We start from the raw sequence: 14261 nt of genomic DNA on the forward strand, positions 1-14261 counted from the left end.
CCGCCGGGCGCCCTTCGCGGCTCCGGCCCGGAGTCAACCGTCGGCCGGCGTAACGCCAGCCGTGGCCAGCGCAACGCTAGCCATCGCCCGGCGCGGCGCGCGCCTCGACCACCACGAAGGCCGCCACCATATCGCTCTCGTCGGTCATGGATACATGGGCCGCGCCGAAACGCTGCGCATACCAGCTCGCCAGCGGCTCGGACAGGCTGACGCCCGGTTTCCCCCCCGGGCGATTGAGCGTCTGCATCAAAGCCCAGGACATCGGCGCATGCATGCCCAACCCTATGGCCTTGGAAAACGCTTCTTTGGCGGCAAAGCGCGTGGCAATGTAGCGGATGCCGCGCTGGCTGTCGCGCTGGTAGCGGCGCTGGAAGACTTCGAGTTCTTGCGGACCCAGGATGCGCTGCGCGAAACGCAGGCCATGGCGCGCGTAGGCGCTCTCGATGCGCTGCACGCGCAGCAGATCGACCCCTATGCCCGCCACCTTGCCTGTTTCCGCCAGCATCAGCCTGCCCCGTCCGGTATCGCGCCGCGCCGCCACGGCGCAGCCGAATCCGCATCATACCGTGAGCAGGAAACAAAATGCCCCATGCCGAACCGGGAAAGGCGGCCGTGGGGCGGAAAACCGGCCATGGGCGCGGCAGGCCGCGAGCGGACGAAGGGCCCTGGCCTGTGAATGCGCTCGGCCTGTCTGTATCTGTATCCTCGAGCCCTGCGGCGCCGCAGGGCCTCTAGCCTACTTGCTGCGCTTGTCGATGACGCGGCGCGCCTTGCCGGCGACGGTGCGCTCTATGCCGCCAGCGGCCTGCACGCTGATGCGGGCGCTGACGCCGATGTAGGTCTTGATCGCATGCCGCAGCCGGCCGGCCAGCGCGTCGCGCTCGGGCGCGCCAAGCGTATCGTGCTCCGGGCGCAACTCGGTAAGGATCTCGAGCTCGTCGAGATTGCCGCTGCGCGTCAGCACCAGTTGGTATTGCGCGGCCAATTCGGGCATCTTCAGCACCAGTTCCTCGACCTGGGTCGGGAACAGGTTCACGCCGCGCACGATCAGCATGTCGTCGCTGCGACCGGTGATCTTGCCGATGCGGCGCATGCTGCGGGCCGTAGGCGGCAGCAGGCGCGTCAGGTCGCGCGTGCGGTAGCGTATCACCGGCATGCCTTCCTTGGTCAGCGAGGTGAACACCAATTCGCCCGGCTCGCCGTCGGGTACCGGCTCGCCGGTGACAGGGTCGATGATCTCGGGCAGGAAATGGTCTTCCCAGACCACCGGACCATCCTTGGATTCGACGCATTCCATGGCCACGCCCGGCCCCATGACTTCCGACAGGCCGTAGATATCGACGGCGTCGATGCCGCAGCGCGCCTCGATGTCCTGGCGCATCTGCCCGGTCCAGGGCTCGGCGCCGAAGATGCCGATGCGCAGCGAGCTCTCGCGCGGATCCAGGCCCTGGCGTTCCATTTCTTCGATCAGATTGCAGAAATACGAGGGCGTCACCATGATGATGTGCGGGCCGAAATCGCGTATCAACTGCACCTGCTTTTCGGTCTGGCCGCCGGACATGGGCACCACGGAACAGCCCAGGCGCTCGGCGCCGTAGTGCGCGCCCAGGCCGCCGGTGAACAGGCCATAGCCGTAGGCCACGTGCACGATGTCGCCGGGCCGCCCGCCGCCTGCCCAGATCGAGCGCGCCACCAGGTCGGCCCAGTTGTCGATGTCCCGCTTGGTATAGCCCACCACGGTCGGCTTGCCGGTGGTGCCGCTGGAAGCATGGATGCGCACGATGTCCTCGCGCGGCACGGCGAACATGCCGAACGGGTAGTTGTCGCGCAAGTCCTGCTTGGTGGTGAAGGGGAAGCGGGCCAGGTCCGCGAGTTCCTTCAGGTCGTCGGGATGGACTCCGGCGGCATCGAACGACTTGCGATAGTGCGGCACGTTGTCGTAGGCGTGGCGCAGCGACCACTTGAGGCGCTCGAGCTGCAGGCTGCGCAGTTCGTCCTGGCTGGCGTGTTCGATCGCATCACGGCCTGCGTGGTTTTTCGGGTTCATGGACATTTCCGGCTCCTGCCTGGGTACTTTGCTATGGTTGTTTCTGCGTGGTCACAAGACCATTACTGTTGCCGCTGCGAGCGCGCCCTTGCCGGCCGCAATGCTCGCCGATACGATGCGCGCGGGCGCCGCAAGCGCGGCGCCGCGGCCGGATCAGGTGGCGGCGTCCACCACCTGGCCCTTGATGCGGTAGGAACGCCCGCGGAACAGCGCGATGCGCCGGCCGTCCTGATTGGTGACGAGTATGTCGTAGACGCCCGTGCGGCCGGCCAGCGAGGACTCGGCCGCCTCGGCCGTGAGCTCGTCGCCTTCGAAGCCGGGCGCCAGGAAATCTATGGTGCAGCCCGAAGCCACCGTCGCCTGGTTGCGCGAATTGCAAGCAAAGGCGAAGGTGCTGTCGGCCAGCGCGAATATGAAGCCGCCGTGGCACGTCTGGTGGCCGTTGAGCATGTCGGCGCGCACTTTCATGCTCATGCGCGCATGGCCCGGCCCGACATCCAGCAGCCGCACGCCCAGCGCCTGCGTGGCGGGGTCTTTCGCATACATGGCGCGGGCGGCGAGCTCGGCCAGTTGCTGCGGGTCTTCCGGCAGCGCCGCGGCGCTCGCCAAAGCCTGGGAAGTACTCATCACTTGCCCCCGAACACTGGAGCGCGCTTGGCGAGGAACGCCGCGACCCCTTCCGCGTAGTCGGCGCTGCGGCCCAGTTCGCGCATCAGGTCGCGTTCCAGATCGAGCTGTTCGTCCAGCGTATGGCCGAGGCTGGCGTCGATGGCGCGCTTGGCGGCGGCCAGCCCCTTGGTGGGCGCCGCGGCAAAATGCCGCGCCAGCTCGTCCAGGCGCGCGTCGAAGGCCTCGTCGTCCACGCATTCCCAGATCAGGCCCCACTGCTCGGCTTTTTCCGCCGGCAGCTTGTCGCCCAGCAGCGCCAGCCCCATGGCGCGCGCGTGCCCGACCAGGCGCGGCAGCACGTAGGTGCCGCCGGTGTCGGGCAGCAGCCCGAGGCGGCAGAATGCCTGGATGAAGCTGGCCGAGCGCTTGGCGATCACGATGTCGCCGGCCAGCGCCAGGTTGGCGCCGGCGCCGGCGGCCACGCCGTTGACGCCGACCACCACCGGCATGGGCAGCGCGTGCAGGCGCCGCACCAAGGGGGCGTAATAGGTCTCGATGGTGTGGCCGAGATCCACGGGAGCCGAGCCCGCGCTCATTTGCCGCTCGGACAAATCCTGGCCGGCGCAGAAGCCGCGCCCGCGGCCGGTCAGGACCAGCACCCGCGCCCCTTGCGACTCGACGCGCGTGAGCGCATCGGCCAGTTCGCCGTGCATGGCGGCGGTAAAGCTGTTGAGCTTGTCGGGACGATTCAGGGTGATGCGGGCTATGCCTTGTTCCAGCCCGAATTCGATACTCTGGTAATCCATCGATCCTCCTTTGATCGAAGCTGTCATGTACACCGGCGCGCCTTGCGGCCGCCGCTGGCCCGCGCAAGGCTGGCCGCCCTCGCGAGCCGGCGCGGCCGCGGCGCTGTCATCACGCGTGCCAGCGTGTCTGCACCACGCGATAGCGGTTAGCCACGTAGGCGGAATCGGACAAGGCAGCATTGGCCGCCGGATTGGCGCCGGTGCCGTGGAAATCGCTGAAGGCCGCGGTCTGGTTGACGAACACCGGGCCGGTCAGGTTCAGCGACAGCGACACGCCTGCCCTTTCGGCCGCGCGGCGCATCGCCCGCGCGGTGTCGTCGTCGGTAGTGTAGGCCGACATCGACAGCGCGCCGTGGCGCTTTACCGAAGATTGTGCCAGTTCGATGGCCTGCGCGGTGGAATCGACGGCTACCAGGAAAGCGATCGGGCCGAACCACTCGCGCTCGAGATTGGGGTCGCCGGCCTCGGCGCGCAGCAGCAGCGGCGTGCGCACTGCCGCCGCCTCGAACTGGGGATGCGCCAGGCTGCGGCTGTCGCACACGATGGGCAGGCCCAGGCCGCGGGCCTGATCGAGCCTGGCCAAGGTGGCCGCGTTCTGGATCGCACCGGTGAGCTCGACCGCCCTGGCGGGATCGGCGGCCAGCTTGCCCAGGGCATCGGCCAGCCCTTGCGCCACTTCGTCCAGGCTCAGGCGGCCCTGGGCCGTCGGGATGCCGTCGCGCGGCACGTAGATGTTTTGCGGCGCGGTGCACATCTGCCCGGAATACAGGGTCAGGGAAAACGCCAGATTGCGCGCAACGCTCTTGAAGTCTTCGGCCGAATCGATGATCACCGGGTTGACCCCGGCCTTCTCGGCATAGACCTGGGCCTGGCGGGCATTGGATTCCAGCCACTGGCCGTGGGCGCTGCTGCCGGTGAAATCGATGAGCCGCACGGCCGGATCCAGCGCCAGCGCCTGCGCGGTGTCGTCGTCGGCCGCGTGCGCGGCCAGTTGCACCACGTCCGGATCCTGGCCGGCCTCGGCCAGCACCTCGCGGGCGATCTTCACGGTGATGGCCAGCGGCAGGATCGCCGCCGGATGCGGCTTGACGATCACGCTGTTGCCGGTGGCCAGGCTGGCGAACAGCCCGGGATAGCCGTTCCAGGTAGGGAATGTGGAGCAGCCGATCACCAGCGCCACGCCGCGCGGCACCACGGTGAACTGCTTGCGCATGCGTATGGGATCGTGCTTGCCCTGCGGCTTTTCCCAGTCCACCAGGCCGGGGATGCGCGACATTTCCTGCCAGGCATAGGCCACGGCCTCCAGGCCGCGGTCCTGCGCGTGCGGGCCGCCCGCCTGGAAGGCCATCATGAAGCCCTGGCCGGTGGTGTGCTGCACGGCATGGGCGATCTCGAAAGTGTGGCGGTTCAGGCGCTGCAGGATTTCGAGCGCCACGCCCACCCAGACGCGCGGGCCGGCCTCGCGCCAGGATTCCAGCGCGGCCTCGGCGCGAGCCACCAGCGTTTGCGGCGGCACGCGCGGATAGGTGATGCCCAGGGCCGGGCCGTAGGGCGACACCTCGCCGCCCACCTGGCCCTGCGCGCCCTGCTGGTCGAGGGCAAAAGGCTGGCCCTGCATGGCCTGGAAGGCGGCAAGCCCCTCCTGCGCGGCGTTCTCGCCATAGGCGCGGGGGCTGGGGGACTCGGAATAAGGGCTCCAGTAGCCGCGTTCGGCCGTGGCCGCCACCGCGCGCTCCAGGACTTCCTGGTGGGTATTAAAGAAATCGACGGGCACTCTTGCTGCTCCTAGGGACGGCCGGGTCAGGGCCTGTTAATTACTGAAAGGGGCGCCGCATTATTGGGCAAATGTACGCCAGGCCGGCTGGATAATGGGTACTCAGGTTTCCTGGTCGAAATCTATGACCAGGCGGTCGCTGACCGGAAAGCTCTGGCAGCTCAGCACGAAGCCGCGCGCCACCTCGTAGTCTTCGAGGGCAAAGTTGGCATCCATGTCGACCTCGCCTTCGACGACCTTGCAGCGGCAGGTCGAACAGACCCCGCCCTTGCAGGAATACGGCAGTTCCACGCCCTGCGCCAGGGCCGAATCCAGCACGCTGTCCTTGTCCTTTTCTATGGTCAGGGTCCGCGTGAAACCGTCCTGGATGACGGTGAGCTCGCATTCATGGCGCCCGGGCGCCTTGCGCGCCTCCTGGCCGGTGCGCAGCGCGCGCGGCCCCTTGGGCGAGCCGAACAGCTCGAACTTGATCTGCGACTTGTCCAGGCCCGCGTCCTGCAACGCCTGGTTGACCGACTCGATCATGTCCTGCGGGCCGCAGATGAAGGCCATGTCGATATCGTCGGGGCTCAGCCAGCTGGCCAGCAGGCGCTCGACCTTGGCGCCGTCCAGGCGGCCGTTGAAGAGCTCGATGTCCTGGGTCTCGCGGCTCATGATGTACACCAGCGACAGCCTGTCCATATAGCGGTTCTTCAGGTCTTCGATCTCTTCGCGAAACAGCACCGCCGACGAGGCGCGGTTGCCGTAGAAGAGCGTAAAGCGGCTGCCCGGCTCGGTGTCCAGCGCGGTCTTGACCAGCGACAGGATGGGGGTGATGCCGCTGCCTACCGCAAAGGCCGCGTAGCCGCGGCTTTGCTGCAGCGAGAAGTCGACCGTGAAATGGCCGTCCGGGGGCATGACCTCCAGCGTCTGGCCGGCGGCCAGGTGTTCGTTGGCCCAACTGGAAAACGCGCCGTCGTTCAGGCGCTTGATGGCCACCCGCAGCTCGCGGTCGTGCGGCGCGGCGCAGATGGAATATGAGCGGCGCAGCTCTTCGCCGTCGACCTGGGTGCGCAGCGTCAGGTACTGGCCGGGGCGGAACGCGAAAGTGCCGTGCAGATCGTCGGGCACGTCGAAGGTCACCACCACCGCGTCGCGGGTGTTTCTGGCGACCGCGGCCACCTTGAGGGGATAGAACTGGACCATGGATCGTATCGTCTTCGTCTATATATATGTCTGTCTATGTGCGTCTATATGAACTTGCACGCATCCGCCCGGGCCCGCCGGCCTGCCGGCCGCGCTGCCTGCACTTGCCGGCGCCGCGAGCCACGGCCGCTACGAGCCTGCTGCGGAGCGTACGACAGCAGCCGCGCCTGCGCGCCGAATGCGCCTTGAAACCTGATGCACCTTTAAACCTAATGCGCCTTGAAATAATCGAAGGGCTCGCCGCAGGCCGCGCAGCGATACAGCGCCTTGCACGCGGTGGAGCCGAACTGGCTGATCAGGCGCGTGCGCGGCGAACCGCAATGCGGGCATGCGGGCGCGGGCGCGCCGGCGCGGCGCGACAGGCCCGAAATATCGATGGCCTTCTCGCCCGGAGGCGCGATGCCGTAGCCCTTGAGCGCAGCCTTGCCGGCCGGCGTCATCCAGTCGGTGGTCCAGGCCGGGGCCAGCCGGGTCTCGATGCGTACATCGTCTACGCCGTGCTGTGCCAGTTCGGCGCGTATGCCGGCGGAGATTTCCTGCATGGCCGGACAGCCCGAATACGTGGGCGTGATCGTGACCACGCAGCTTGCGCCGTCCCAGCGCAGGTCGCGCACGATACCGAGGTCGAGCACCGACAGCACCGGGATTTCCGGGTCGGGCACGCCGGCCAGCCAGTCGCGCAGCTGCTGCGTGGACGGCCGATCGAGAGTGCGGGCTTGGGTGTTCACCACGAGGCTCCGGGATAAGTGCGCTGCAGGTGCTGCATTTCGGCCAGTATGTAGCCCAGCGCCTCGGTATGCCGGCCGGACGGGCCGCCCTGGTAGGCCGGATGGCGGGCGTCGGCGGCGTCGGGCAGGCGCAGCGTGGCTTCTTGCAATACGGCGGCGACATGCTCGTGCCAAGCAGGCCAAAGCGCCTCGTGCGACACCGCTATGCCGCGCCCGGCCAGGTCGGCCACCACATCGTCGTCGACGAACAGCTCGCCCACATAGAACCAGATCTCGTCCAGCGCGGCCTGCATCCGGCCGTGGCTGAGCTCGGTGCCGTCGCCCAGGCGCACCACCAGGTCGGCCGAACGGCGCGCGTGATAAGTGACTTCTTTCAGTGACTTGGCGGCAATCGCCGCGACGCGCTCGTCGGCCGAACCCGACAAGCCCTGCAGCAGGAAATAATGCCAGACGTCGAACAGGAATTGCCGCGCGATGGTGTCGCCGTAGTGGCCGTTGGGGCGCTCGGCCAGCAAATAGTTGCGGTAGTCGGGCGCATCGCGCAGGTAGGCCAGCCGGTCTTCGTCGCGGCCCGCGCCCTCGACTTCCCCGGCCAGCGTCAGCCAAAGCCTGGCCTGGCCCAGCAGGTCGAGCGACAGGTTCGTCAACGCCAGGTCTTCTTCCAGCGCCGGGCCGTGGCCGCACCATTGCGCCAGGCGCTGCGACAGGATCAGCGTGGTGTCGCCCATGCGCAGAGCGTATTGGAACAGGGATCGGTCCATGGCTGGCCTCTCTACATGTGCTTGACTTCTTCCGGCATGGGGAAGAAGGTGGGATGGCGATAGACCTTGTTATTGGCGGGCTCGAACAAGGGTTCCTTGTCGGAGGGGCTGCTGGCCACGATATCGGCGGCGCGCACCACCCAGATGCTCAGGCCCTCGTTGCGCCGCGTATACACATCGCGCGCGTTGTTGATCGCCATTTCGGCGTCGGAAGCCCGCAGGCTGCCCACGTGCTTGTGGGCCAGGCCGTGCTGGCTGCGGATGAAGACCTCCCAGAGGGGCCATGCGTCCTGTTTCATTTCTTGCTCCCGGGCGCGGCGCCTGCGGCGGACGCGCCGTTCATATATCGATGGCTATCAGTATCAGTTACCAGTTATCAGCTATCGGCGACCTGCATCGGGAACCCGTTGCGGTACATCGGCGCCGCCTTTCGGGTATCCCGGGCTTTGCGTACGCGCCGAACCCCGGCATCCGTATCCGGCACGCAAAGGCTCAGGCCGCGGCGGGCAATTGCTCTTTCTTGGCGGCATAAGCCGACAGCGCCTCGCGCACCCAGGCCCCCTCTTCGTGGGCGGCCACCCGGGCCGCCAGCCGATCGCGGTTGCAGGGGCCATGGCCCTTGATCACCGCATGGAATTCCGCCCAGTCGATCTCGCCGAAATCGTAGTGGCCGCGCTCTTCGTTCCACTTGAGATCGGCATCGGGGACCGTCAGGCCCAGATACTCGGCCTGCGGTACGCTCTGGTCGACCATCTTCTGGCGCAGTTCGTCGTTGGAGAACAACTTGATGCGCCACTGCATGGACTGCGTGCTATTGGTCGATTCGGCATCGGACGGGCCGAACATCATCAGCGCCGGCCACCACCAGCGGTTCAGCGCATCCTGGCACATGGCCTTCTGCTCGGGCGTGCCGTGCAGGCACATCTGGATCAGCAGGTCGTAGCCCTGGCGCTGGTGGAAGGATTCTTCCTTGCACACGCGCACCATGGCGCGCGCATAAGGCCCATAGGAACAGCGGCACAGCGGGATCTGGTTGATGATGGCCGAACCGTCGACCAGCCAACCTATCATGCCAATATCGGCCCAGGTGAGCGTCGGGTAATTGAAGATGCTGGAATACTTGGCACGGCCGGCGTGCAGGTCGTCGACCAGATCGTCGCGCGACACGCCCAGGGTCTCGGCGGCGCTGTACAAGTACAGCCCGTGCCCGGCCTCGTCCTGCACCTTGGCCAGCAGGATCGCCTTGCGCTTGAGCGTAGGCGCGCGAGTGATCCAGTTGCCCTCGGGCAGCATGCCGACGATCTCGGAATGGGCATGCTGCGAAATCTGCCGCACCAGCGTCTTGCGATAGGCCTCGGGCATCCAGTCCTTGGGCTCGATGCGTATGCCCGCGTCGATGCGTTCCTGGAACTCGCGTTCCGGGCCACTGAGTTCGTCGGTGCTGCGCACCCGCTTGACGCCGGTTTCGACTAGCTGCGCATACATGGCGGCCTCCTGTCTGGGTCTGGGTTGGTACTGCCGGAGCCTGGCGCGGCATCGACATATCGGCCCGCGCCGGCGCATGAATAAATTCGTGTCGCCTATGCCGAGTATTATTTATTACAGAAAAATTGATGTCAATCAAATTTTAGTATCAAATAGGGGTAATGCGGGTTAATCCCGAGGCCGCAAGCGCAAGCCGACACACCAAGCCGCCGTGCCATGCGCCCATCTGCAAAACCAGCAGAGACAACGGGTTGCTTCCTGGAGCCAGCCAGCACCTGAAGAATCCAGCCCCGCGACGAACCAGACCCCACAACCCCCGCCCGCCTACAAAATCAGCGGAGAGAACGGGGTGCCTCCTGAAGGCGAGTGGGTCATCGAGCCGGAAGGAGGTACCCCGTTCTAGGCCGCGGCCTAAAGAACGCAGCCGCCGAAGCACAAACAACAAATCCATTCCAGCCCGCATCTGAAGACCCCCCCCCCCGACGAACCAGAACCCACACCCCCCGCCCGCCTACAAAACCAGCGGAGAGAACGGGGTACCTCCTGGAGGTGAGTGGGTCATCGAACCGGAAGGAGGTACCCCGTTCTAGGCCGCGGATCAAGAACGCAGCCGTCGACGCACCAACGACAAGCCCGTTCCAGGCCGCGAATCAAAAACGCAGCCGCCGACGCACAAACAACAAACCCACTCCAGGCCGCGGCCTAAAGAACCCCAATCCCCGACGCACAAACGGCAAACCCTTCCAGGCCGCAAATCAAGAACCCTGCCCCCGACGCGCCAAATTGAATATTGCCTGAATATTGCCCCCCCCCAACCCGCGCTACAGCCATACCGAGGGTCTGGTATAAGATGAGCCCCGAACCCGCATATCAACCCGATCAGGAGCCCCCACCCGCCATGCCCGAAGCCTCGAGCACGCTGCCCAGCCTGCTCCACGCCCTGCTGGAACGCGACCCGCCGCGCGCCAAATCCCTGAGCGTAACCCTGCTGGGCGACGCCATAGGACCGCACGGCGGCAGCATCTGGCTGAGCGACCTCATCGAACTGGTGACACCGCTGGGCATCAACGAACGCCTGCTGCGCACCAGCGTTTTCCGCCTGGTGGCCCAGGATTGGCTGCAGTCCGAGCGCCACGGCCGGCGCAGCCTCTACCGCCTCAGCGCATCCGGCCTGGCGCTGACGCAAGGCGCCTCCGAGCGCATCTACAGCGGCCCGCGCGAAGACTGGGACGGACACTGGACACTGGTAGTGCTGCCGCGCTTCGGCAACAGCAGCCTGGACGGCCGCGGCCAATTGCGGCGCGAACTCATCTGGGCCGGCTTCGCCGCCATCGCGCCCGGCGTATTCGCGCTGCCGCGCAACCACGCGGCGCGCGCGCGCAAAGTGCTGGACAAACTGGGCGTGCAAGACAAAGCCCTGATCCTGGACGCCAGCGACCTGGGCGCAGACCAGGAATCCAGCCTGGCCGGCCTGGTGCCGCAATGCTGGGACCTGGACGAAGTGGCCCAGCACTACCGGAACTTCTCGGCCACCTTCGCGCCGCTGCTGCGCGCGGCGGGCCGCGACGCCCCGCCCGACCTGGCCTTTGCGCTGCGGGCGCTGACCCTGCACGAGTGGCGCCGCATCGTGCTGCATGACCCGCAACTGCCCGCGCAGATGCTGCCGGCCGACTGGCCGGGGCTGGCCGCGCGCGAACTGTGCGGCGAACTCTATTGGACCGTGTTCGATCGGGCCGAAGAACACCTGATAGCCGTCATCAGCCGCGACCCCAGCCACTACCGCGAACTGGACCCGCGCGTCTACCAGCGCTTCGCCGGCCACAGCCCGGCCGCCGTGCGCGGCCTGGCCTCGGCCTGAGGCTCACGCGGATACGCGGCCGCGCAGCCCGAACGCCAGCCGCGCCGGGGGGAACAGGACACGCGGCCGACGCCGCACGATTCGCATCGCAAGGCTCAGCAACACGCCAGCCGCCAGCCTTCTGGCAGCCCCCTTCTTTCATGCACGCAGCTTTTCTTTTACGCACCCGGCTTTTTTCGAGCGCGCATCCGCATCACAACTTGATGAAGTGCTCGCGATAATGCTTGAGCTCTTCGATGGACTCGTAGATGTCGGCCAGCGCCTCGTGCTTGCTCTGCTTGACGAAGCTGCGGTAAACCTCGGGCTTCCAGCGCAGCGACAGCTCCTTGAGCGTGCTGACATCCAGGTTGCGATAGTGGAAGTAGGCCTCGAGCCGCGGCATGTACTTGAACATGAAGCGCCGGTCCTGGCTGATGGTGTTGCCGCACAGCGGCGACTTGCCGGCCGGCACGTAGCGCGGCAAAAATTCCAGCAACTGGTCCTCGGCCTGGGCCTCGGTCAGCGTCGAGGCCCGGACCCTGTCGATCAGGCCGCTCTTGCCGTGCGTCGACTTGTTCCATTTGTCCATGGCGTCCAGCAATGCGTCGTCCTGGTGGATGACCAGCACCGGGGCCTGCGCCACCAAGCTCAGGTCGGGTTCGGTCACGACCAGGGCCACTTCGATGATGCGTTCTTTTTCAGGGTCCAGCCCGGTCATTTCCATGTCGAGCCACACCAGACGCTGATCGTTGACGGCCATATATAATCTTCCTCAAAAAAGAGATTTTCGCACACCCGCCCGCGGCGTGGCTGGCAGCGGACCCAGCGGGCGCGGCGCCGGCCCGCGAGCCGGCGCCACCGCAGCAGCCCCACCCTTACTCGCATCAGCCATTCCTGTTTATGTTCACCCTGCTGTTCATCGCCTTTCTGCTCGCGGACGTGGCACTGCGCCTGTGGCTGGCCTCGCGCCAGATCCGCTACGTGCAGGCCCACCGCGGCGAGGTTCCCGCCGAATTCGCCGCCAAGATCGGCCTGTACAGCCATCAGCGCGCGGCCGACTACACCGTGGCGCGCATGCAGCTGGGCATACTCGAGCGCGTGGTCGACGCCGCCGTGCTGGTCGGGCTGACCCTGCTAGGCGGCCTGCAGTACCTGAACGTGACCCTGGGACGCGCCATTGGCGGCGACATGTGGCGCCAGTTGGCGCTGATCGGCTGCGTACTGGCGATCATGGGACTGGTCAGCCTGCCGTTCTCCCTGTGGCGTCGCTTCCGCCTCGAAGCGCGCTTCGGCTTCAACCGCATGACCCCGAAGCTGTTCGCGCTGGACGCCTGCAAGGGGCTGCTGCTGGCGCTGGTGCTGGGCACTCCGCTGGCCGCACTCGTGCTGTGGCTGATGGCCCATGCCGGCGCGTACTGGGGCTGGTGGGCCTGGCTCGTCTGGGTGGGCTTCAATGTGCTGATGCTGTGGCTGCTGCCCACCGTCATCGCTCCCATGTTCAACCGCTACACGCCGCTGGACGACCCCGAAATCTCCGAGCGCATCGGCGCCCTGGCCCGGCGCTGCGGCTTTACCCTGGGCGGCCTGTACGTGATGGACGGCTCCAAGCGCTCGGCCCACGGCAACGCCTATTTCACCGGCTTCGGCAAGTCGCGCCGCATCGTCTTCTTCGACACCCTGCTGGCGCGCCTGGCACCCGAAGAAATCGAAGCGGTGCTGGCCCACGAACTGGGGCACTTCAAGCACAGGCACATCATCAAGCGCATGGTCCTGAGCTTTGCGCTGGCCCTGGTGTTTTTCCTGGTGCTGCAATGGCTCGCCGGCAAGGTCTGGTTCTACACCGGCCTGGGCGTGCTGCCCCAGATGGGCCGGGCCAACGACGCGCTGGCGCTGATCCTGTTCTTCCTGGCCACCCCGGTCTTCACCTTCTGGGCCGGCCCCCTGGCCAGCCGGCTGTCGCGGCGCGACGAATTCGAGGCCGACCGCTACGCCGTGCAGCAATGCACCGCCGCGCCGCTGGCCAGCGCCCTGGTCAAACTGTACGACGACAACGCCGCCACGCTCACCCCCGACCCCCTGCACTCCGCGTTCTATGACAGCCACCCGCCGGCCATCCAGCGCATCCGCCACCTCCAGCACGGCTGAAGGGCGCGTCGTCGCCGCCCACGGCCGCCACTACGAGGTCGAGCTGGCCGACGGCCGCCGTCTCAAGTGTTTTCCGCGAGGTAAAAAAGCGCTGGCCACGGTGGGCGACCGGGTACGCATCAGCCTGCAGGGCGCGGACGAAGGCGCCATCGAGCAGGTGCTGGAGCGCAGCAATCTGCTCTACCGCTCCGACGACATGCGCAGCAAGCAATTCGCCGCCAATGTCGACCTGCTGCTGCTGGTGGTAGCCACGGAACCGGCTTTTTCCGACGATCTGACCGGACGCGCGCTGGTAGCGGCCGGCAGCGCCGGCATCGACGCCGTGGTGATCCTCAACAAGGCCGATCTTGCGGCCGGACTGGATGCCGCGCGCGCGCGCCTGGCGGGCCTGGCGGCGCTGGGCGTGCCCGTGCTCGAACTAAGCGCGCTCGACCACGCACAGGTCCGCGAAAAGCTGCTGCCGCTGATGCACGGGCGGACCAGCCTGCTGCTGGGCCAGAGCGGCATGGGCAAATCCACCCTGCTCAACGCCCTGGTGCCCGAGGCGCAAGCGGCCACGCAGGCCCATTCGCAGGCGCTGGGCACCGGCAAGCACACGACCACCAGCACACGCATGTACAGGGTGCCCGAGGCCGACGCCGACCTGATCGATTCGCCCGGGTTCCAGGCCTTCGGCCTGTACCACCTGAGCGCCCACGAGATCGAGCAGGGTTTCCCGGAATTCAGACAGGCCATCCAGTATTGCCGTTACTACAACTGCACGCACCGCCACGAGCCGGGCTGCGGCGTGCTGGCCGCGCTGCAGCGCGGCGAGATCTCGCCGGAACGCCATGCGCTGTACCAGCGCATCCTCGCCGAGAACGAGGCGAAGAACCGCTATTGAT

14 protein-coding genes are annotated in these 14261 nt (G+C 66.8%); 3 read left to right on the forward strand and 11 right to left on the reverse strand.

Annotated elements, in window-relative coordinates; genetic code table 11:
- Window positions 1-76: 76 nt before the first annotated feature.
- The 10 genes from acpS to paaA form a co-directional block, all read right to left on the reverse strand.
- Window positions 77-505: a holo-ACP synthase gene (acpS, locus tag KVP10_RS02990; RefSeq protein WP_217962949.1), complete on the reverse strand. Its 429-nt coding sequence runs from the start codon at window positions 503-505 to the stop codon at window positions 77-79.
- Between the two features lie 231 nt (window positions 506-736).
- On the reverse strand, window positions 737-2047 hold the full coding sequence (paaK, locus tag KVP10_RS02995) for a phenylacetate--CoA ligase PaaK (protein ID WP_217962950.1): 1311 nt from the start codon (window positions 2045-2047) through the stop codon (window positions 737-739).
- A gap of 153 nt (window positions 2048-2200) precedes the next feature.
- Window positions 2201-2674: a hydroxyphenylacetyl-CoA thioesterase PaaI gene (gene paaI / locus KVP10_RS03000; RefSeq protein ID WP_217962951.1), complete on the reverse strand. Its 474-nt coding sequence runs from the start codon at window positions 2672-2674 to the stop codon at window positions 2201-2203.
- Window positions 2674-3462, reverse strand: coding sequence for a 2-(1,2-epoxy-1,2-dihydrophenyl)acetyl-CoA isomerase PaaG (paaG, locus tag KVP10_RS03005; RefSeq protein ID WP_217962952.1), 789 nt, complete (start codon window positions 3460-3462; stop codon window positions 2674-2676). The genes paaI and paaG overlap by 1 nt, the downstream gene beginning before the upstream one ends.
- Window positions 3463-3571: 109 nt before the next feature.
- Window positions 3572-5236: a phenylacetic acid degradation protein PaaN gene (gene paaN, locus KVP10_RS03010; RefSeq protein WP_217962953.1), complete on the reverse strand. Its 1665-nt coding sequence runs from the start codon at window positions 5234-5236 to the stop codon at window positions 3572-3574.
- Between the two features lie 102 nt (window positions 5237-5338).
- Window positions 5339-6421: a 1,2-phenylacetyl-CoA epoxidase subunit PaaE gene (gene paaE, locus KVP10_RS03015; RefSeq protein ID WP_217962954.1), complete on the reverse strand. Its 1083-nt coding sequence runs from the start codon at window positions 6419-6421 to the stop codon at window positions 5339-5341.
- 209 nt (window positions 6422-6630) lie between these two features.
- Entirely contained in the window at window positions 6631-7149 is a 519-nt protein-coding gene (paaD, locus tag KVP10_RS21205) for a 1,2-phenylacetyl-CoA epoxidase subunit PaaD (RefSeq protein ID WP_376810900.1), read from the reverse strand.
- Entirely contained in the window at window positions 7146-7910 is a 765-nt protein-coding gene (gene paaC / locus KVP10_RS21210) for a 1,2-phenylacetyl-CoA epoxidase subunit PaaC (RefSeq protein ID WP_246600256.1), read from the reverse strand. The genes paaD and paaC overlap by 4 nt, the downstream gene beginning before the upstream one ends.
- 11 nt (window positions 7911-7921) lie before the next feature.
- Complete coding sequence (gene paaB / locus KVP10_RS03025) at window positions 7922-8209, reverse strand: 1,2-phenylacetyl-CoA epoxidase subunit PaaB (protein WP_217962955.1); 288 nt, start codon at window positions 8207-8209, stop codon at window positions 7922-7924.
- Window positions 8210-8402: 193 nt separating this feature from the next.
- Window positions 8403-9395 carry a 1,2-phenylacetyl-CoA epoxidase subunit PaaA gene (gene paaA / locus KVP10_RS03030; protein ID WP_217962956.1) on the reverse strand — a complete coding sequence of 331 codons (993 nt, stop codon included), beginning with the start codon at window positions 9393-9395 and terminating at the stop codon, window positions 8403-8405.
- 898 nt (window positions 9396-10293) lie between these two features.
- Here paaA and paaX point away from each other — a divergent pair.
- Complete coding sequence (paaX, locus tag KVP10_RS03035) at window positions 10294-11253, forward strand: phenylacetic acid degradation operon negative regulatory protein PaaX (RefSeq protein WP_217962957.1); 960 nt, start codon at window positions 10294-10296, stop codon at window positions 11251-11253.
- 193 nt (window positions 11254-11446) lie between these two features.
- On the opposite strand, the gene orn is transcribed toward paaX, so the two are convergent.
- Window positions 11447-11992 (reverse strand): oligoribonuclease, encoded by a 546-nt coding sequence (gene orn / locus KVP10_RS03040; protein ID WP_217962958.1) that lies wholly within the window; start codon window positions 11990-11992, stop codon window positions 11447-11449.
- A 140-nt stretch (window positions 11993-12132) separates the two neighbouring features.
- Between orn and KVP10_RS03045 the strand changes: the two genes are divergently transcribed.
- Both KVP10_RS03045 and rsgA read left to right on the forward strand, forming a co-directional pair.
- The gene (locus tag KVP10_RS03045) at window positions 12133-13377 is read left to right on the forward strand and encodes a M48 family metallopeptidase (RefSeq protein WP_217962959.1); all 1245 of its coding nucleotides are present in this window, start codon (window positions 12133-12135) and stop codon (window positions 13375-13377) included.
- Window positions 13325-14260, forward strand: a complete 936-nt coding sequence (gene rsgA, locus KVP10_RS03050; protein WP_217962960.1) for a ribosome small subunit-dependent GTPase A — start codon at window positions 13325-13327, stop codon at window positions 14258-14260. The genes KVP10_RS03045 and rsgA overlap by 53 nt, the downstream gene beginning before the upstream one ends.
- The last annotated feature ends 1 nt before the right edge of the window (window position 14261 follow it).

Origin of the sequence: Candidimonas humi (assembly GCF_019166065.1) — a bacterium.
GTDB classification, from domain to species: domain Bacteria; phylum Pseudomonadota; class Gammaproteobacteria; order Burkholderiales; family Burkholderiaceae_B; genus Candidimonas; species Candidimonas humi.